Below are 16,241 nucleotides of genomic sequence, written 5' to 3' on the forward strand. Positions count from 1 at the left end.
GCTCAGGATGACGTACCTGGGGAGTTACAAAATATTGCACTTTTCCTATTTCGTTTCAACGTCATCCTGAACGCAGTGAAGGATCTCCTGAATCTGGATCAGTTCTGAGCAGTTTGAGATCCTTCGCTACGCTCAGGATGACGTACCTGGGGAGTTACAAAATATTGCACTTTTCCTGTTTCGTTTCAACGTCATCCTGAACGCAGTGAAGGATCTCCTGAATCTGGCTCAGTTCTAAGCAGTTTGAGATCCTTCGCTACGCTCAGGATGACGTACCGGCGGAGTTACAAAATATTGCACTTTTCCTATTTCGTTTCAACGTCATCCTGAGCGTAGCGAAGGATCTCCTGAATCTGGATCAGTTCTGAGCAGTTTGAGATCCTTCGCTACGCTCAGGATGACGTACCTGGGGAGTTACAAAATATTGCACTTTTCCTATTTCGTTTCAACGTCATCCTGAACGCAGTGAAGGATCTCCTGAATCTGGCTCAGTTCTAAGCAGTTTGAGATCCTTCGCTACGCTCAGAATGACGTACCGGCGGAGTTACAAAAATATTGCACTTTCCCTATTTCGTTTCAACGTCATCCTGAACGCAGTGAAGGATCTCCTGAATCTGGATCAGTTCTGAGCAGTTTGAGATCCTTCGCTACGCTCAGGATGACGTACCTGGGAAGTTACGTTTTTTTCGACACTGAACTCTTGCCTGATTAATTTAATAATAACTTTAAGCACCAGACGCAATTAGCTATTTATAATTCTACTAATGATAGAATACCCCCAAAACCATGTATTCACTGGGAGGAAAAACTATTAAAAACTTCCGCTTTATCCACGAAGAAAGTGAGGAGAAGGACCGTGAAAGATATCGCTTGCTGGATCTTTGATTTCATTCTGTTGCTCAACGAGTGGATTCTTAACAAAATTTAGACTACCACCTTGCGCCATCCTCTTTTATACTATGGAGCTTAACGCTTATTTTGGCTATAACTTGCGCGGGAAATACAATGACCGGTCAATCTGATATCTCCTATCCCCTTGAAATACCCGTTGAAAGGTATGTACAACACTTCCCCTTTGATTTTAAAACCATCAAAACTCTGGCAATGACCTGTACGAAATTTTCATTTTTTGGACGACAAGGTTTTTTCAGAGATGCCTATGCTCTTATGAATTGTTTTGTTGAGGGAAACTATGATACAGCAGAAGAAATTATAAATAAAAATCCTGATGCAATGTTTTTGCCTGTTAATTATTGTTTTAATCTACAAGCTGATACCAAAGAGGCGACCACTCCTATCGAATCAGTCTCCAGTTTTAAATATACCAGCCCCTTGCAATATGCTCTGGAAATTAATCATGAGCGTATGCTGGCTCTTTTTGAAAAATACATAAAAGATAATCCTGAAGCCAGGGAAAAATTTGAAAATTGCAAGAAACAGTTTCCACCATTAGACATCTATCGTTTACTGGATCGAGTTGCTCATGCAGATTACGCTGAAGCAGAAAAACTGGTCAAAGCAAACCCGAATTTGATCTTTCAACATGCTATTCATTACAGCAACACCCAAATTATAGATCCAGATCAAGTTCCCCAAGGACTTGATCTCAAATCCCTATATGGCCCAGCATCGCCAGAATATATCAGTCCCTTAAAATTAGCTTTTAAAAACTATGATAGTTACATGTGGGCAATGTTTTTGGAGCTAACCGACAATCAGGAGCAATTTAGCCAGCAAATAAAGGATCAACAGGAACATTATACTATTGTGCCTTTATTAAAGGCCTATGACAGTTATTTAGCTATATTTGAAGAATACAGAGAACGATATAACAATGGCACTATAGAAACAAAAAAAGAAATCGAGATGATATTAACTGCAGAATTTAACAAGGTGGGCGAAGAGCAGAAGAAAATGCCACGCCATATGTTATTAGAAATATTTCGCCCAACACTTGAAGGCGGCGGCCGAGTTGCAGTTGAAGATCAGATGATTTTTTCCCCTTCATTTGTGTGGGATGAGAAGCACGATTTTCATATCAAGGAAAATGAACGGCCTCCACTTCAGTTTATAGGTTACGTTGAAAATGAAAGTGCCCCTGATGATCAGCCATATTTTGCAATAATGGATGTAGCTCTCCCTCTTCTTGGAAAAGACGTGACCATTACTCGAGGAAACACCCGATGGGGTGCATCCGTATCGCCATGGTCTAGGTCAGCAGAAATAGATCGCAATAATTTCTCAAGACTATATGATACAAGAGTTAAAGAGTCCGAGGATGAATTATTAGCGGCTTTAGACAAAACTGACTCTCATTCGTTATTAAGTTTGAACATGAGGTAGCTAATAAGAAGTTGTTTTTGCAGCATTTTAATTCAGACTCTGCTTTAATTTAAATAAACTGAAAGGCATTATCGTTTCATCTAAGGGAATGATATGGATATAGTTATTGTTGGAGGCGGCGCATCGGGTATTGCCGCTGCTTTCACTTTAGCCAATGAAAATCACAACGTGACTATCATTGAAGAACTCGAGCATCTGGGTGGGCATTGCTTTGGAGTAAAGGTGTTTGATAACCAGGGTCAGTCCTGGGCTCTGGATGCCGGCGTGACTGATTTTAACCAGGATCAATTTCATCACTTCAAAGAATTTATCGATTTTTTCAAGATCCCTTATCATCCTATTAATCAAAGCTTATCGATCATAGATGAACGCAATAACCTGGTGTTTGCCAATATTGACGGTACGGTCTTCATCCGAAAAGATTGCCCTCTTGACCGGGAAATCTATTTGAAAGAAATCAATCGTTTCCGCATGGAAAGTCTGGAATTTTTGTTGAGCAATCCAAATTCAGAAATTTCCCTGGGTAATTATCTCAAAAACCAATCTTACAGCAAAATTTTTAGTGAAGAATATATTTATCCAAGAGCAACAGCCTGCTTTCAGGTTCCCAATAGTAATCCTGAAAATTATCGTTTGATTCCATTACTTCAGTTTTGGCAAATTCATGGAATTATTGGTTCCACTGGGAAACGAATGGCTTTAAATGACGGGATGTTTAGTTATACTGAAGTATTCAAAGACTGGTTTATTAAAAAAAACAGCAATAATCGGATCATGCTTAATAAACGAGTTCTCGGAATTGCTCGTCATGGTCATAAAATTTCTATTCGGGCAAGCAGTACCTCCGGAGAAAATATATCACTGACTTTTGATCATGTAATCATCAGCATTAATCCATACCACGCCATCAGTCTTTTTGAAGATGCTAAAAAATATGAAAAGAATTTACTAGTCAATTTTCCCTGGCAGCGGGCGACATTCACTATTCATAGCGATAGCAGCATTATGCCAAAAGAAAAAGCGCATTGGGGAGGATATAATTGCCTGTATGCGCCAGAGTCCTCGACTATTTTAAGACCCACCATTACTTTTTATATCAATAAAATTAAAAACCTCCCTGCACAGATTCCTGATGTTTTTCTGACACTTAACCCATTCAGGCAAATTGCCCCTGATAAAATCTATCAGCAGAAGTTTTATATTCACCCATCGATGATCCATTCCAGCCAAATCAGCAGGCAGTATATAAATGAAATTCAAGGTGAAAATAATACCTGGTATTGTGGTTCCTATCTCATCCCTCCCCACGTACATGAGTCTGCATTTATTAGTGGAATTGAAGTAGCTAACAAGCTCTTGCAAAGCGTAAAAAGCCCATCAGATTTAAGAAATAAATCCAACTATAATTCATTGTATTTTAGCGATTTCATTGAAAAATTAACGGTCTTTTCTGGTCTTGATCCGATTATATTTCATGATATTGGTCTAATATCAACGATTGAATCATTTCCAGCGAATACTTGTATATTTAAGCAATATACCCCAGCAGATGGAATGTACATCATTATTACGGGTGAAGTTACGATTACAGCTCAATCCAGTATGAAGGTAGTTGCAACCCTTGGTGCGGGAGAACTATTTGGAGAGCTTGGCATTTTAGCCAATATACCAAGAACGGCAAGTGCCATTGCCAAAACCGATAGCCAGGTATTTTTCATTCAAAAAAATATCCTGGATGCGATTTTCAACCATTCCAACTATTCAGCATTTATATTCACCCAAAGAATCATCAACTATGTGGCACGGCACATTGAACAAACATGCTGCAAACTTAATTTCACCCCCATAATAAACAAGGAATCGAGACGCCGGCAGACATTTGATGAGCTGAGCAGCAGACAAAAAGCCCGCGTTGCGTCTTTCGATATATTTTCTTATTTACCCGAGCTGAATAAACAAGATTATCTAAAAAAAGTCAGCTTTTACTATTATGATAAAAATTCCGATATACCTATAACAATTACTAATCAATTCTTGCTGATAATGATTGAGGGAGAGGCACAGATTTTAGTAGATAAGGACAATCAGAAGACATCAATTATTAAAATCAGCTCTGGAGAAATAATAAACCCATGGGTTGTTTCGGATATCCACATAAACTGTTTTAAAATAATCCCAACTAAAAAAACCTTTTTTGCAGCCCTTTCACCAGAGTGTCTCGACTATTCTAAATTCACAGAACTTGTTATTTCCGTTTATAAAAGAATCAAAATTAAACTCGCAGAAATACAAAATCGCATCAATGAATTGTAAATATATTTAACCATGAAATTTACTTTTTTTTACAATTATCCAATTAAATCTTACAAAAAATTTATCCTTAATAATTTCATAATACCTGTGGTAGTATAATTCTCAAAAGCTATTTGATGCAGCTGAATACATAGTTTTACAAAACCAGCATTTAACCCCGGCTTTAAGTTATAATGGCCAACTAAATTTTTTGAGAATGAAGTATGAGTAAAGCAAAAGTAGAAATTTACTATATTGGAGATGAATCAGAGCGTGAATCAGCGCTTAAGCTTCAGGAAAACCTGGCTAAACATAGTAATAGAAGTACAAATGAGATTGCCTTACTTCAATTTGGCAGCAGAAGCAGGGAGATACCAGACGAAATTATTTTGATGGCTCATAGTGATGATACACGCCAATATATCGGGGATTTAACACCAGAAGAATTATCACAAAAACTGGCCGCTCAATTTAAGGGTAAAGACTTGTCACGGCTTAAATCCATTAAATTAGTGGCTTGCGAGGGTGGATTTGGAACTCGGCCTTTGGCACAGCAAGTTGCGGAAGCCTTGTATAAACGAGGGTTTAAACAGGTTGTAGTGAAAGCAGCTACCCATCCTAAGGAAAGTAAAATTGGCGGCTTCGTTTCTGTAACTACCCGGATGGGAACCTCCATGCTGACGGGTAATGAGGATGGGATGGTATCCGCGATCATGTACGGCAATCAGAAGACCGCTGATTACTTAGAATGGAATAAATTAAAACGTATTCGTGGACGGACGAATCAGCAGGAAAGCCAAATGCGTGCTCTGGCTGCCCCGTATCATAATTTTACCGAATTCAATGAACAATCTGCCGACTTCTGCCTTATCAAACTCCTGGATAATATTGAGGATCTGGATGCTCCCCAAAATTGCTATACTCATAGGGGCGTGCAGGCAGTAGCCAGCCTGGATGCAGTAATTGCCCTGGATTTCCTGAGATCAAAAAGACGTCTGCACGCAATTCAGCATCATAAAACAGAGGTGGAATATTATGCTCATTTAATCAGGCAAATTGAGGATGATTCCTCACAGAAGCAAGCAGCAATTCTGGCTTTATTGGATGCCAAAGTGAAAGGTGTAAACTCCAGCTGGAGAAAGAGAATTAAAAATGAGCTCAGCGGATTCCTAAACGCTAAAAATGCGGCAATGAATCTGTCTCAACCTGCTTCTAAAACAGAATCCCTTGCACAAAAAATTGAGGGAGACGAAGAGTATTTAGCCAGAATGCTTCAAAAAGACAGCTTTTTCGAGAAAATCTGGCGGAGTATTTATGGGGCGGAGGAGTTTATAAACGAATTGCGCATCGCTTTAAAACATTATTCTACTGAGATGCTTTATGCGAAAGCAGAACGCGAAGACATTATAGCTCTCATTATAATTCAGCAAGAGAAAGATATAGAAGCAGGCAAGTTGACTGAAACATCAACTCATATGAAATTTAGCAATATCTTAAGCACTAATAAGAAAGTGATTCAGGAGCAAAGTCATGATACCCCGCTCAAACACTTATATGCTGAGTTAAAGACTTACTGTGACAAGCCAAACCCGACAGCAGCGGATTGGAAACAAGTGTATGATGCGAACAATATCTATTTTGCAACCCAGCCTGCAGACAAGAAAAGCAAAGAACTGGAAAATCTGATAGGCAGACTTGCCCAGAACAATAACAAAATTAGTGACTTGAAAAATGGCGCGGGCATTATAAAAAATAAAGTAAATACTGCTATTAACAGCTATTTGCAAAAATTTGATCGCGGTGACAAGACAGATCTTATACATAAGCCCAAAGTGGCTGTGATGAAGGCCATGCAAAAATATGCCAGTGAACCAAGTGAAAAAAACTGGGAAGCACTGGAAACTACGGCAAAGAATAATGCTGGCTGGGATAAAGGTTGGTTTTCAAAAGTCAGATTTTTTATGCATGAAGTCAAAGTATCGCGAAAAGAACAACCAGAGAAAACAGAATTTGTTACCTCTGCATTTGCTCTGAATACCTGATATCGCAGGTCCTAAGCTAGGCAAGATAGTGAACTTCATTGTCTTCCTCAGGTTCACCGCTGATATGCTAATAAGCAAGCACATCTCCCATGGCAAAAATTTAAGCCTGAACATTAGCTTTCAAAACTATGCACTTGAAGATACTGGGGCGCTCATCTATTCTTAAATGAGCAATATTTGCTCAAATGGAGATTGACATGGATAAAAAAGGTCTCATCATTGCCACTGCAGCAGCAGCCCTTTTTGCATCTGGCCTATATGCTAGCCCAAGCAACTCAGGATACGGGGGAACAAATAACAGTCAGGGAGGTTACGGGGGAGATTCAAAAAATAGCGGTTCCAGTGGCGGTTATGGTGGATCTGGTGATTCAGGATACGGTGGTGGAGGCAAAAACTCCTGCAAGAGCTCGAATAGCTGCAAGAGTCAAAACAAATGCAAAAGTTATGACAAGTGCAAGAGCTATAATAACTGCAAAAGCCATAACAATTGTAAGAGCTATAACAACTGTAAAAGCTATAACAAGTGCAAGAGTTATAACAACTGCAAAAGCTATAACAAGTGCAAGAGTTATAACAACTGCAAAAGCTATAACAAGTGCAAGAGCTATAACAAGTGCAAGAGCTATAATAACTGCAAAAGCTACAACAATTGTAAGAGCTATAACAAATGCAAGAGTCATAACAATTGCAAAAGCTATAACAATTGCAAAAGTTACAATTCCTGCAAATATAAAAACTCTTGTAAATATAAAAATAACTGCAAGAGCTACTAATGCAGTAATTGCATAAAGGGAATGAATAATTAATGGAAAAACATAACTCAGCCCATACCTCCGGTATGGGCTTAGGTTTGCGTCCTGATCACTATCAAAATATCCTGGAACGGCTTCCAAACATTGATTGGTTTGAAATCCTGACTGAAAACTATCTGGTAAACGGAGGACGACCGCTCTATTTCCTGGACAAAATCCGTGAACAGTATCCCATGTGTATGCATGGCGTTTCTTTATCCATTGGGAATTTGGATCCTCTCAATGACAACTATTTAAAGAAGGTTAAACAGTTAGCTGATCGCATTGAGGCGAGCTGGATTTCTGATCATCTCTGCTGGACAGGAGTGCATCAGCGTAATATGCATGATTTGTTACCCTTACCCTATACCGAACAAATGATATCTCATGTGGTTGAGCGCGTTAAATGCGTGCAGGATTTTTATCAGAGACAAATATTACTGGAAAATGTTTCCAGTTATATTAGTTACCAGTCATCAGAAATGCCTGAGTGGGAGTTTCTGACTGAAATTGCAAATCGTGCGGATTGCCTGATTTTGCTGGATATCAATAATATTTTTGTCAGCGCTTTTAATCATGGCTTTGACCCGCTGACCTATATCGACTCTATTCCTGTAAACCGGGTGCAACAATTTCATCTGGCAGGTCATTTGAATTGTAAAGATTATATTATTGATACTCATGATCACCCCGTTATCCCAGAAGTATGGGAACTTTATAGAGCGGCAGTTAAACGCTTTGAGGATATTCCTACAATGATCGAGCGCGATGATAATATTCCACCTCTCGAGGAATTGATGCAAGAATTAGACTACGCCAGGGCGATTAAACAAAATTCTTTATTCCCGATAAAAGCGAGCCTAGAGCATGAAATTTGAGGAGCTCTCAGAATTACTGCAAAACTCCATGCTGACCTTGGAACCTGTTGTTAAGCCTCATCTTTGTCAGCCCCCGCGCGGTTCAATTGAAGATCGCATTTCAATTTATGCGAATGGATTTTACAATCGTCTCGAAGAAGCACTGATGGATGATTATCCTGCACTGGTTACAGTAATGGGAGAGTCGAATTTTCATAATATGAGCCGAAAATACATTAATGCGTATCCTTCCTCTCACTATTCGCTCGATTTATTCGGTCAACAGCTTCGCCAATTTCTATTGGAAACAGTGCCTTTTAACAGAAAACCTTATTTGAGTGAAATTGCTGCTTTTGAATGGGCGCGATCTACTGCGATAACCAGCCATGATGCAACCCTCCTTTACGAGGCTGATTTACAGAAATTATCTCCGGAAGAATGGCTGAATCTGAAATTTTATCTTCACCCTTCCTGTGAAGTTATTGGCATGCACTGGAATAGCCTGATACTGGCTGAAACCGCAGGACAGGGTCGTTCAATCCTTAAGCCCAAAAAACTTAAAAACCTACAATTTGTGCTTATTTGGCGGCGACAGCTTGAAGTATGCCATCAAAAACTTGATCATCTTGAATTACTTTTAATTAATGCAATCCGGGCAGGGGCGACATTTATGGATATCTGCGAGCAAATTTCTTATAAAATGACAGAAGAAAATGCCGCAGCTTACATCGTGCAAAAACTACATTTCTGGTTGCATAATCAATTACTCGTAAAACCAGAATAAGTATTCCCCCTCAGGATTTCTATCATTTGATTATCCTGGCGAATAAAGCGAAGATAGGCGATTTGATTTAACAGGCAGGCAAATGAATCCAGTGAAAATAGCAGATTACAGACCCCTGGCTCAAAGCCGGCTTAAAGCGGATATCTTTGACTACATTGATGGCGGCGCCTGCGATGAAATCAGCAAATCGAATAATAGAAAATCCCTGGATGAAATCAGCATACGCCCTTATTGTCTGCGCGATGTATCCAATATAGATACTTCAACGACGGTACTGGGTTCAAAGCTGGCCTTCCCTTTATTGATCGCTCCTATGGCTTTTCATCAGCTGGTTGAGGCAAAAGGCGAGCTTAGTACCAGCCTTGCGGCTAAGGCTTCGGGTATTAATCTGATAGTTAGCTGTATGTCTAATCGTTCTCTTGAGGACATTGCAGGCTCTGCTGGTAGCGATCACCTGTGGTCGCAGTTGTATATTTTCAAAGACAGAGCCTTAACGCAGTCATTAATTAAACGGATAGAGAAAGCCGGTTATAAAGCCATTGTTCTAACAGTTGGGGTACCAGTTGGCGGGAAAAGAGAGCGTGATCTTCTTAATCAATTTTCTCTTTCAGATACACTGACCACGGGTAACTTCAAAACAGAGGTCGGTAAGCAGACAATTCATCATTTTATTGCCAACCACCTGGATCCCTCACTAACCTGGGGAGATGTAGAATGGGTGCAATCGCAAACCAGACTGCCCGTTATTCTCAAAGGTATTCTCAATCCTTTAGACGCTGAAGAAGCCTGCCGACGCAACATTGCCGGAATTATTGTTTCCAATCATGGCGGCCGACAACTGGATACCGCCGAATCCCCGATAATCGCTTTGCCGGATATAGTAAGCACTGTGGCAGGTCGAGCTATGATTCTTATTGATGGTGCGATGGAACGCGGCACTGATCTTTTTAAAGCGCTGGCTCTTGGTGCAGATGCGGTACTGATTGGCAGACCGGTCTTTTGGGCATTGGCAGTTGGCGGTAAAAATGAGCTTGAGACAATGTTAAAACTATTGGAGGATGAGTTTGCACTGGCAATGAAATTGACTGGATGCAGAACAATTGAGGAAATCAAAAATTATACACCATTTCTGGGTCGGTCAGGATGAAAAAAAATAGCTCAAATGCCTATCAGGCGGGCCTGGATAAAAAAAATGAGGCTGTAATCAGTGCCCATTTTATGGATAAAATTAATCGTAATAGCGAATTAACATTATACAATTCAGAAATATTTGTTGAACGAGCCATTTATGTTTCCCCCGACTGGGTTTTTAAGGGTTTAATTCCCATTCTGCTAAAAGCGTCCCGACAGTTTGTTTCTGAAAGAGTTTCTGCTGCAAAAAAAAGAGCTATTCTCAACTTCAAAGAGTATAGTCTGAATGAACCCGGTGATATTGGAACAGCAGAGTTCATAGCCGAAGTAATGTTCGATCGCCAATTCCTTAAAGGACGAAAAACCAATTATTCACGCCTGGCTTTAGTCAGTGACATTAAAGAGCTAATTAGGAAAAACCAGATTATACGCATGGTCATTCCCGCCCTTCCTTACAAGTCCACTTCACCGCTAAAAAGCCGAGGTATACTTCCTGATTTATCGGAGGTCAATTTTCTGCTTGGCTTAGCCGAGATTGCCCAAACCATTGCTCATATTTATGCTGAACAGCCTTCAGCGCCCAAAATTCCAGCTAAATTTACTGTCATTTCAGACGGCAGCCGATTTAACCGCTTTCTAAATGAGCCGCTTGAATATATTCATAACTATCAGCAGCAATTAAACTGGTGGATTAATCAATTAAAAATTGGAGAGTATGTTGAGATTGCTGACTATCAGCAAAGTATTGAATACTCCTTGCCTAAAGCCCAGTATTTACAGAAAAATACGATTAGAAATCAGGTCGTTCAATTATACACAGAATTAATGATCCCCATTCTGAACCCCTCTGCGATGACCCAGACGTTAAATGAGGCTATAGCCCGAGATCCTGATCCCGAAACGGATTACTCAGAAGGACGATTTGTACCTCTTTTCAAATCGCTGGTATATACCATTTCTTATCAGTGCTTACAGCATCATGCGTTGATAAACGGTATGGAGTATGATTCGCTTTATACAGAAATTATTCGCCGGATTTTTGAACCTTATACTCTTACAAAAGCAGCAGATTCCAGGTCGAAAACGTTGGAATATTTACGGCAAAAAATGCTGGGGGAAGCCTGGCTGGCAGCTATTTATTATATTGCTGAAATCAGAAGCGACAGGGATTTAGCTGCTGATCCCGTCCTGACCTGTTTTCCTGGTACTATCCGCTGGACTATTCATGCCAAGCGGGGTCAGTTAGCCTTGTTAACCACCGCAGGACAGGGCGATCCGGTTCAGCCATGGCACGGCAGTGCTGTATGTCAACTGACCACCAACAATAAGATTAAATTCTATACCCATCCGGTTCTCTTACTGGAAGGCAAGGGAGCAACTCCCATCCTGGTTGACGACCCGCAAAACCTGTCTGGATTAAAAAAACAACCCTTGTTTTATGTTGGATCAGATATTCATTTCAAGGATAGCGGCGATCTTTTACGTCAGATCGAGAATATGTTAACGAGAAAACGAAAGTTATAATTCAAAGGCATTGGTAAGAAGCCGCCGGCTTGCGCATAGGCGTCAATTAAGTATTGTTGCATAAATAGAAACCGTCTGTCTTTGCGAACGAAGTAAAGCAATCCAGATCGAATCCTGAATAAAATCAGGGGATGGGTTGCTTCGCTGACGCTCGCAAAGACGGTTTTATACACCATCTTCATTTATGCAACAACGCCCAATTCTATAGGGAATAAAATCTCTTCTTACCTCAACTTTAAAAATCGACGCAGTTTTCCTGAGGACAAATATTCAAATTCAGTAACTTCCGAAAATGTAACTTCAGGGTTTTCCAGGCCCGCCTGTTTTAAAGAATTGCCTATAGATTGAGATATCCCCTGCTCATTAATCAGACCTGTAGTCATCACTCTGATATGTGCGCCTTTTTCAGTTTGCACCACCTGATATTCCTGAATATTTTTTTCAAGTAACAGCGGCGTCACAAAGGCTAAGTGATGTACAAACACATTTCCAGAATAGGTAAAATCATATTCAGGACGTCCCTCTGGCTCTGCAATTAACTGATGATTGACCCCGCAAACACAGGTTTTATCTAAAAATAATAACTGATCAAAAAATTCATAGCGTATGAGCGGCAAGGTATAAAAATACAAATTAGTTAAATACATCTTCTTGGGAACCATCCCCAGGGGAACAGGCTTATCTTGTTCATCAACAGGCTCGAGAATACAGCCATCATCATTCAGATGCATTTCACGGCTATTAACCCCGCAGTTAATCCCTGCCAGACCTTCGGAGCAGCCGTAAGCATTATTGATTCTGGCATTAGGCCATGTCTTTTCAATTAACTTACGGATGGGCATGAATAAAGGTTCACCGGAAAGCGAGACTAGAACGGGATCAATCTTTAAGCGGCTCACATAAGGTTCATGGCATACTCTTGCAATAGTGGTAGGTGTTCCCAGCAAATAATCCGGTTGGATTTTGTTTAGTTCGCCAATGATTTGATCGGTTGGCTGGGTAATTGAAATGAGAAACTGTTCAATATGATCATGCTGAAAAGTCTTTATCAGAGAGTACATGGCGTAAACGGTGTTTGGTATCAGGATCATTGCCACTTTTAATTTTGTAGCGCCCTGGTTTGCCCGATGCGGAATTGGCTGGCGCGGAGCATAACGTACGCTGTGCAAATAGTAAGTATTCCATTCGTTCCAGTTATAAACATAAATTGCTCTTTTACCACTGGAGCCGCTGGTTGCCAGAACATGATACTCATCCAGTAAATATAAGGTCTCGCCATCGTTTTTCATCTTATGAATATGCTCTTCAACCATCTCTAGTGACAATCGCGTATCAGTCACTATTTCATCCCAGTTTTCCATCAAGGTTTTTTTATCCATCACAGGAATTTCTGGAAGCTGTTCTTCTGTGAACAGCTCAAGATTAATAGAGGCTAGTTGTTTTTGATACCAGGGCGAATGCGTTTTGGCATATTGCAGAAGTTTTCTTAGCTGATAATTGCGATACTCGCCTATTCTTTGTTTAGACCAGCTTAAGGCCTCATAAGAGCGCGCAAACTGGCCTAGCATGTCTTCTGTCTGTTTGACTCTTAATTCTTTTGTAGTAGGCATTTTATAAGCACTTAGGCATCATTTACGCGCAACAATGATCGAATAATACAGAACATCTGTTTTTTTTGTTGTGGGCAAAACGACAGTAAACCCAATTTTCTCGAGCATCCTGTAATAGTCTGCCGCAGCTTTCATGACATGAGGAGAGAAATCATCATGGAACATATAGCGGTATTCTGCAGACAGGCAAAGATCGTTATTATTTTCTTTAAATGTTTCACAAATTGCCACTAAACCATTTTTAGGCAATGCCTGGTAAGCCATTCGTAATAGTTTCCTGTTTACCCCTTCATCCCAGTCATATAAAACCCGGGAAAAAAGAAGCAGGTCAAAACCGGTTGGAAATGCATCATCCGCAATAAAATCACCTTCCACTACGCTTATCTTCTTACTTAATCCCTGGGCCTCAATATTTTCTCGAGCCAGCACCGCTGACTTGGGTAAATTATATACTGCTATTTTTAAATGAGGGTGAGCATTCACCAGTTGACAGGCCAATGATCCATCGCCGCCGCCAATATCAAGCACGCTTTTCACTTTTGTAAAATCGATAGACTCCAGAAAACGTTCGGCTGGCCGGCGTATGGTATTTCTCATCCAGTCTTCCAGCCACTGAACTTCGCCATCGGTTTTTGGCGGCCAGGAGACACTGATTTTGACCTTCCCATAGCGCAATACATCACTCAAATTTTCCTCAGCGGCGACCTGCCAGGTGTTAAAAAAGAACTTCATCCCCCACCATTTATCGCTATTGATTATTTGAATAAATTCTTCAGGCAGTCTGTAGGCCACTCGATAGTCTCTGGATTTCGCTTTTATTAAAAAATGCTCACTGCTTAAAAGATGCAGCCATTTTTTGGCACGAATCGGCATTAATCCCAGTTTTTCAATAATCTCAGTTTCTAAAACGTATTCCCTGCCTTCAAATAAATCAAAGAGATTCAGGTTGAACATGGCTTCAACCAATTTGAGACGTGCGCCATTTGCGATGAGTGAAAAATAGTTTTTATAAAAATCAGCATTTGGCTGCGCTTTTTTGAGGCTATAGGATACCGGCTGCTCACTGAGAGCCGAATCATCCGTCAGTTTTTTTAATTTCGTATTTAGCCAGGATTTTATCATTTTCATAAATTAATCTTAGAACAGAGAACAAAGCAGGACTCTGATTTAATGGAATTCATCATTGTTTTTTTATTATGAAGACTTTGTTACGTCAGAGCAATGGAATTGAAGCATCTTATAAGAGTCTACGTTTGGAATTTGTTTGAAAAGGAAATAATTATTTTCCAAACTAGCTATTAATAATATTTACCCATTAAGCATATAATTTACACAACAAACTAATAGCCCATAGGTGTGTAATGCAAAGTAAACATGAACTCAATCCTTACTTCCTGGCGTATTCCGTTAAGAAAAAGATAACAATTCTGGCCAATCATTATTTTGAAGATGAGCAAAGGCGCAATAAATGTATCGAGCGTTGGTGTGGGAAGCTTGAACTATTGAAAAAAGCAATTGAAAGAGAATCACTTCATACTGATTTAACAATAGAGGAGATTATTGAAGCCCAGACAGAAAAATTTATGCGGGAAGTCGAGGAAGGAATAAAAACCAATTTAAACAGAAACAAAACAGGCGGTCTGGATGTCCAGTCGCCAAGGCATACTGAGACTGACAAAAAAGCCCCGAATTTAAGTATCGGAAGATTGAGGAAATCCTCTAACACTCAAATTGGGTCTAAAAGAACCCTCGTTTCCTCCACTGAAGGGGTCTTGGGGAACACAGAAAGCAAACCCCTTAGCTCGAATGAATTGCCATTAGGCATGAGCAATCATCAGTTTGCCATACTTTGTAATTACCTGGTAACTAATTTTGATAAAGGTCATTTCGTAGATAAAGTAACGGACTATGAGCCACCCGAATATCTATGTTTCAAAGGCAGTAGTGTGACCGGTCTTTCCTATGCAAATGAAAAGGCAGCCAAAGCTTTTGGACCCCATAGCGATTACGATTGTATTCTGGTTTGGAAACAGGGCATTGACGCGATGATCAATTTGGATTTAACCACGAGCAACTTGCCAAAAAATTTAAAACTGGATGATGCTTCGGGTCTTCGTTTTCTTAACCTGCATAGCGATGATCGACTTACACATGAAAAATACAATGTCAGTAAAAGACGTATTTTTCCTAACGGCATACCGCATCTACTCTGTTGTGAGGATTTGCAGTCAAAAATGCACACCCCCCATCCTTTAAATTTCGTAGTTCTAAGGAGTCTTGAAGATATTGCATTATCAAATGATATCGTAGAAACAAATAGAGCTCTCGATAACCAGGAAAAGAAGAAAATGTATGGGAAATTAAAACACTATGTGTTTGAAGAAAGAGAGGTATCGGAAGCGCTCAGAGAGCAATTATTCTTTCATAAGGCGAAAGCTGACAGCAACCCGGGGCAAGTATTAGTGTTTAGCTGGCGATTAATCAAACTCTATCATGCCTTATACCAACGAGGGCAATTTGAAACTCAGAAATATAATGCCGGCTTTTTTTCTGAGACAAAAAGGAATAGAAGAGAAGCACCGGAACCCATTAACATTCTTCAGGAAAGGGATAATCAGTTTCAGTGGGTAGATGAAATAAACAATTCAAATACTGCAGGGCCTGACGCTAAATAAACGGCCTAATGGACTTACTTTAGACAGAGAAAAGATAACTCGTCACCTGTTGATGCATTCTTTTGGGAATTATCATTAACATATTGAGTAATTTCAGAGGCTAGAGAAAGAGCGTTTAAAACGACACTCTTGGGGGATACTGGAGAAAAGTTCGTAATTATGCCTCGCCAGACCGCAACATCCCAATGCCCT

The 16,241-nt window shown here is 40.0% G+C and carries 11 protein-coding genes; 9 read left to right on the forward strand and 2 right to left on the reverse strand.

Translation table 11 applies throughout. The annotated features are described in order from the left end of the window. Positions 1 to 1,167: 1,167 nt before the first annotated feature. From E1O89_RS05075 to E1O89_RS05110, 8 genes are all read left to right on the forward strand, one after another. Complete coding sequence (locus tag E1O89_RS05075; protein WP_133139229.1) at positions 1,168 to 2,343, forward strand: hypothetical protein; 1,176 nt, start codon at positions 1,168 to 1,170, stop codon at positions 2,341 to 2,343. A gap of 93 nt (positions 2,344 to 2,436) precedes the next feature. Beyond that, positions 2,437 to 4,656, forward strand: a complete 2,220-nt coding sequence (locus tag E1O89_RS05080; protein WP_133139230.1) for a cyclic nucleotide-binding domain-containing protein — start codon at positions 2,437 to 2,439, stop codon at positions 4,654 to 4,656. 203 nt (positions 4,657 to 4,859) lie between these two features. After that, positions 4,860 to 6,677 (forward strand): hypothetical protein, encoded by a 1,818-nt coding sequence (locus E1O89_RS05085; protein WP_133139231.1) that lies wholly within the window; start codon positions 4,860 to 4,862, stop codon positions 6,675 to 6,677. Between the two features lie 192 nt (positions 6,678 to 6,869). Then, positions 6,870 to 7,466, forward strand: a complete 597-nt coding sequence (locus E1O89_RS05090) for a hypothetical protein (RefSeq protein ID WP_165483067.1) — start codon at positions 6,870 to 6,872, stop codon at positions 7,464 to 7,466. A 16-nt stretch (positions 7,467 to 7,482) separates the two neighbouring features. Then, the gene (locus tag E1O89_RS05095) at positions 7,483 to 8,346 is read left to right on the forward strand and encodes a DUF692 domain-containing protein (protein WP_133139233.1); all 864 of its coding nucleotides are present in this window, start codon (positions 7,483 to 7,485) and stop codon (positions 8,344 to 8,346) included. Next, on the forward strand, positions 8,336 to 9,109 hold the full coding sequence (locus tag E1O89_RS05100; RefSeq protein WP_133139234.1) for a DNA-binding domain-containing protein: 774 nt from the start codon (positions 8,336 to 8,338) through the stop codon (positions 9,107 to 9,109). The genes E1O89_RS05095 and E1O89_RS05100 overlap by 11 nt, the downstream gene beginning before the upstream one ends. 82 nt (positions 9,110 to 9,191) lie before the next feature. Continuing rightward, the gene (locus E1O89_RS05105; protein ID WP_133139235.1) at positions 9,192 to 10,256 is read left to right on the forward strand and encodes an alpha-hydroxy acid oxidase; all 1,065 of its coding nucleotides are present in this window, start codon (positions 9,192 to 9,194) and stop codon (positions 10,254 to 10,256) included. Next, on the forward strand, positions 10,253 to 11,764 hold the full coding sequence (locus E1O89_RS05110) for an L-tyrosine/L-tryptophan isonitrile synthase family protein (RefSeq protein ID WP_133139236.1): 1,512 nt from the start codon (positions 10,253 to 10,255) through the stop codon (positions 11,762 to 11,764). Before E1O89_RS05105 ends, E1O89_RS05110 begins: the two co-directional genes overlap by 4 nt. A gap of 224 nt (positions 11,765 to 11,988) precedes the next feature. Here E1O89_RS05110 and E1O89_RS05115 read toward each other — a convergent pair whose 3' ends face one another. Further along, positions 11,989 to 13,374 (reverse strand): phenylacetate--CoA ligase family protein, encoded by a 1,386-nt coding sequence (locus E1O89_RS05115; RefSeq protein ID WP_133139237.1) that lies wholly within the window; start codon positions 13,372 to 13,374, stop codon positions 11,989 to 11,991. A gap of 18 nt (positions 13,375 to 13,392) precedes the next feature. Next, positions 13,393 to 14,502, reverse strand: a complete 1,110-nt coding sequence (locus E1O89_RS05120) for a methyltransferase (RefSeq protein ID WP_133139238.1) — start codon at positions 14,500 to 14,502, stop codon at positions 13,393 to 13,395. A gap of 233 nt (positions 14,503 to 14,735) precedes the next feature. Here E1O89_RS05120 and E1O89_RS05125 point away from each other — a divergent pair, with 233 nt between their 5' ends. Next, positions 14,736 to 16,049: a hypothetical protein gene (locus tag E1O89_RS05125; RefSeq protein ID WP_133139239.1), complete on the forward strand. Its 1,314-nt coding sequence runs from the start codon at positions 14,736 to 14,738 to the stop codon at positions 16,047 to 16,049. The last annotated feature ends 192 nt before the right edge of the window (positions 16,050 to 16,241 follow it).

It is taken from the genome of Legionella genomosp. 1 (assembly GCF_900640215.1).
Lineage (GTDB): Bacteria > Pseudomonadota > Gammaproteobacteria > Legionellales > Legionellaceae > Legionella_C > Legionella_C quinlivanii_A.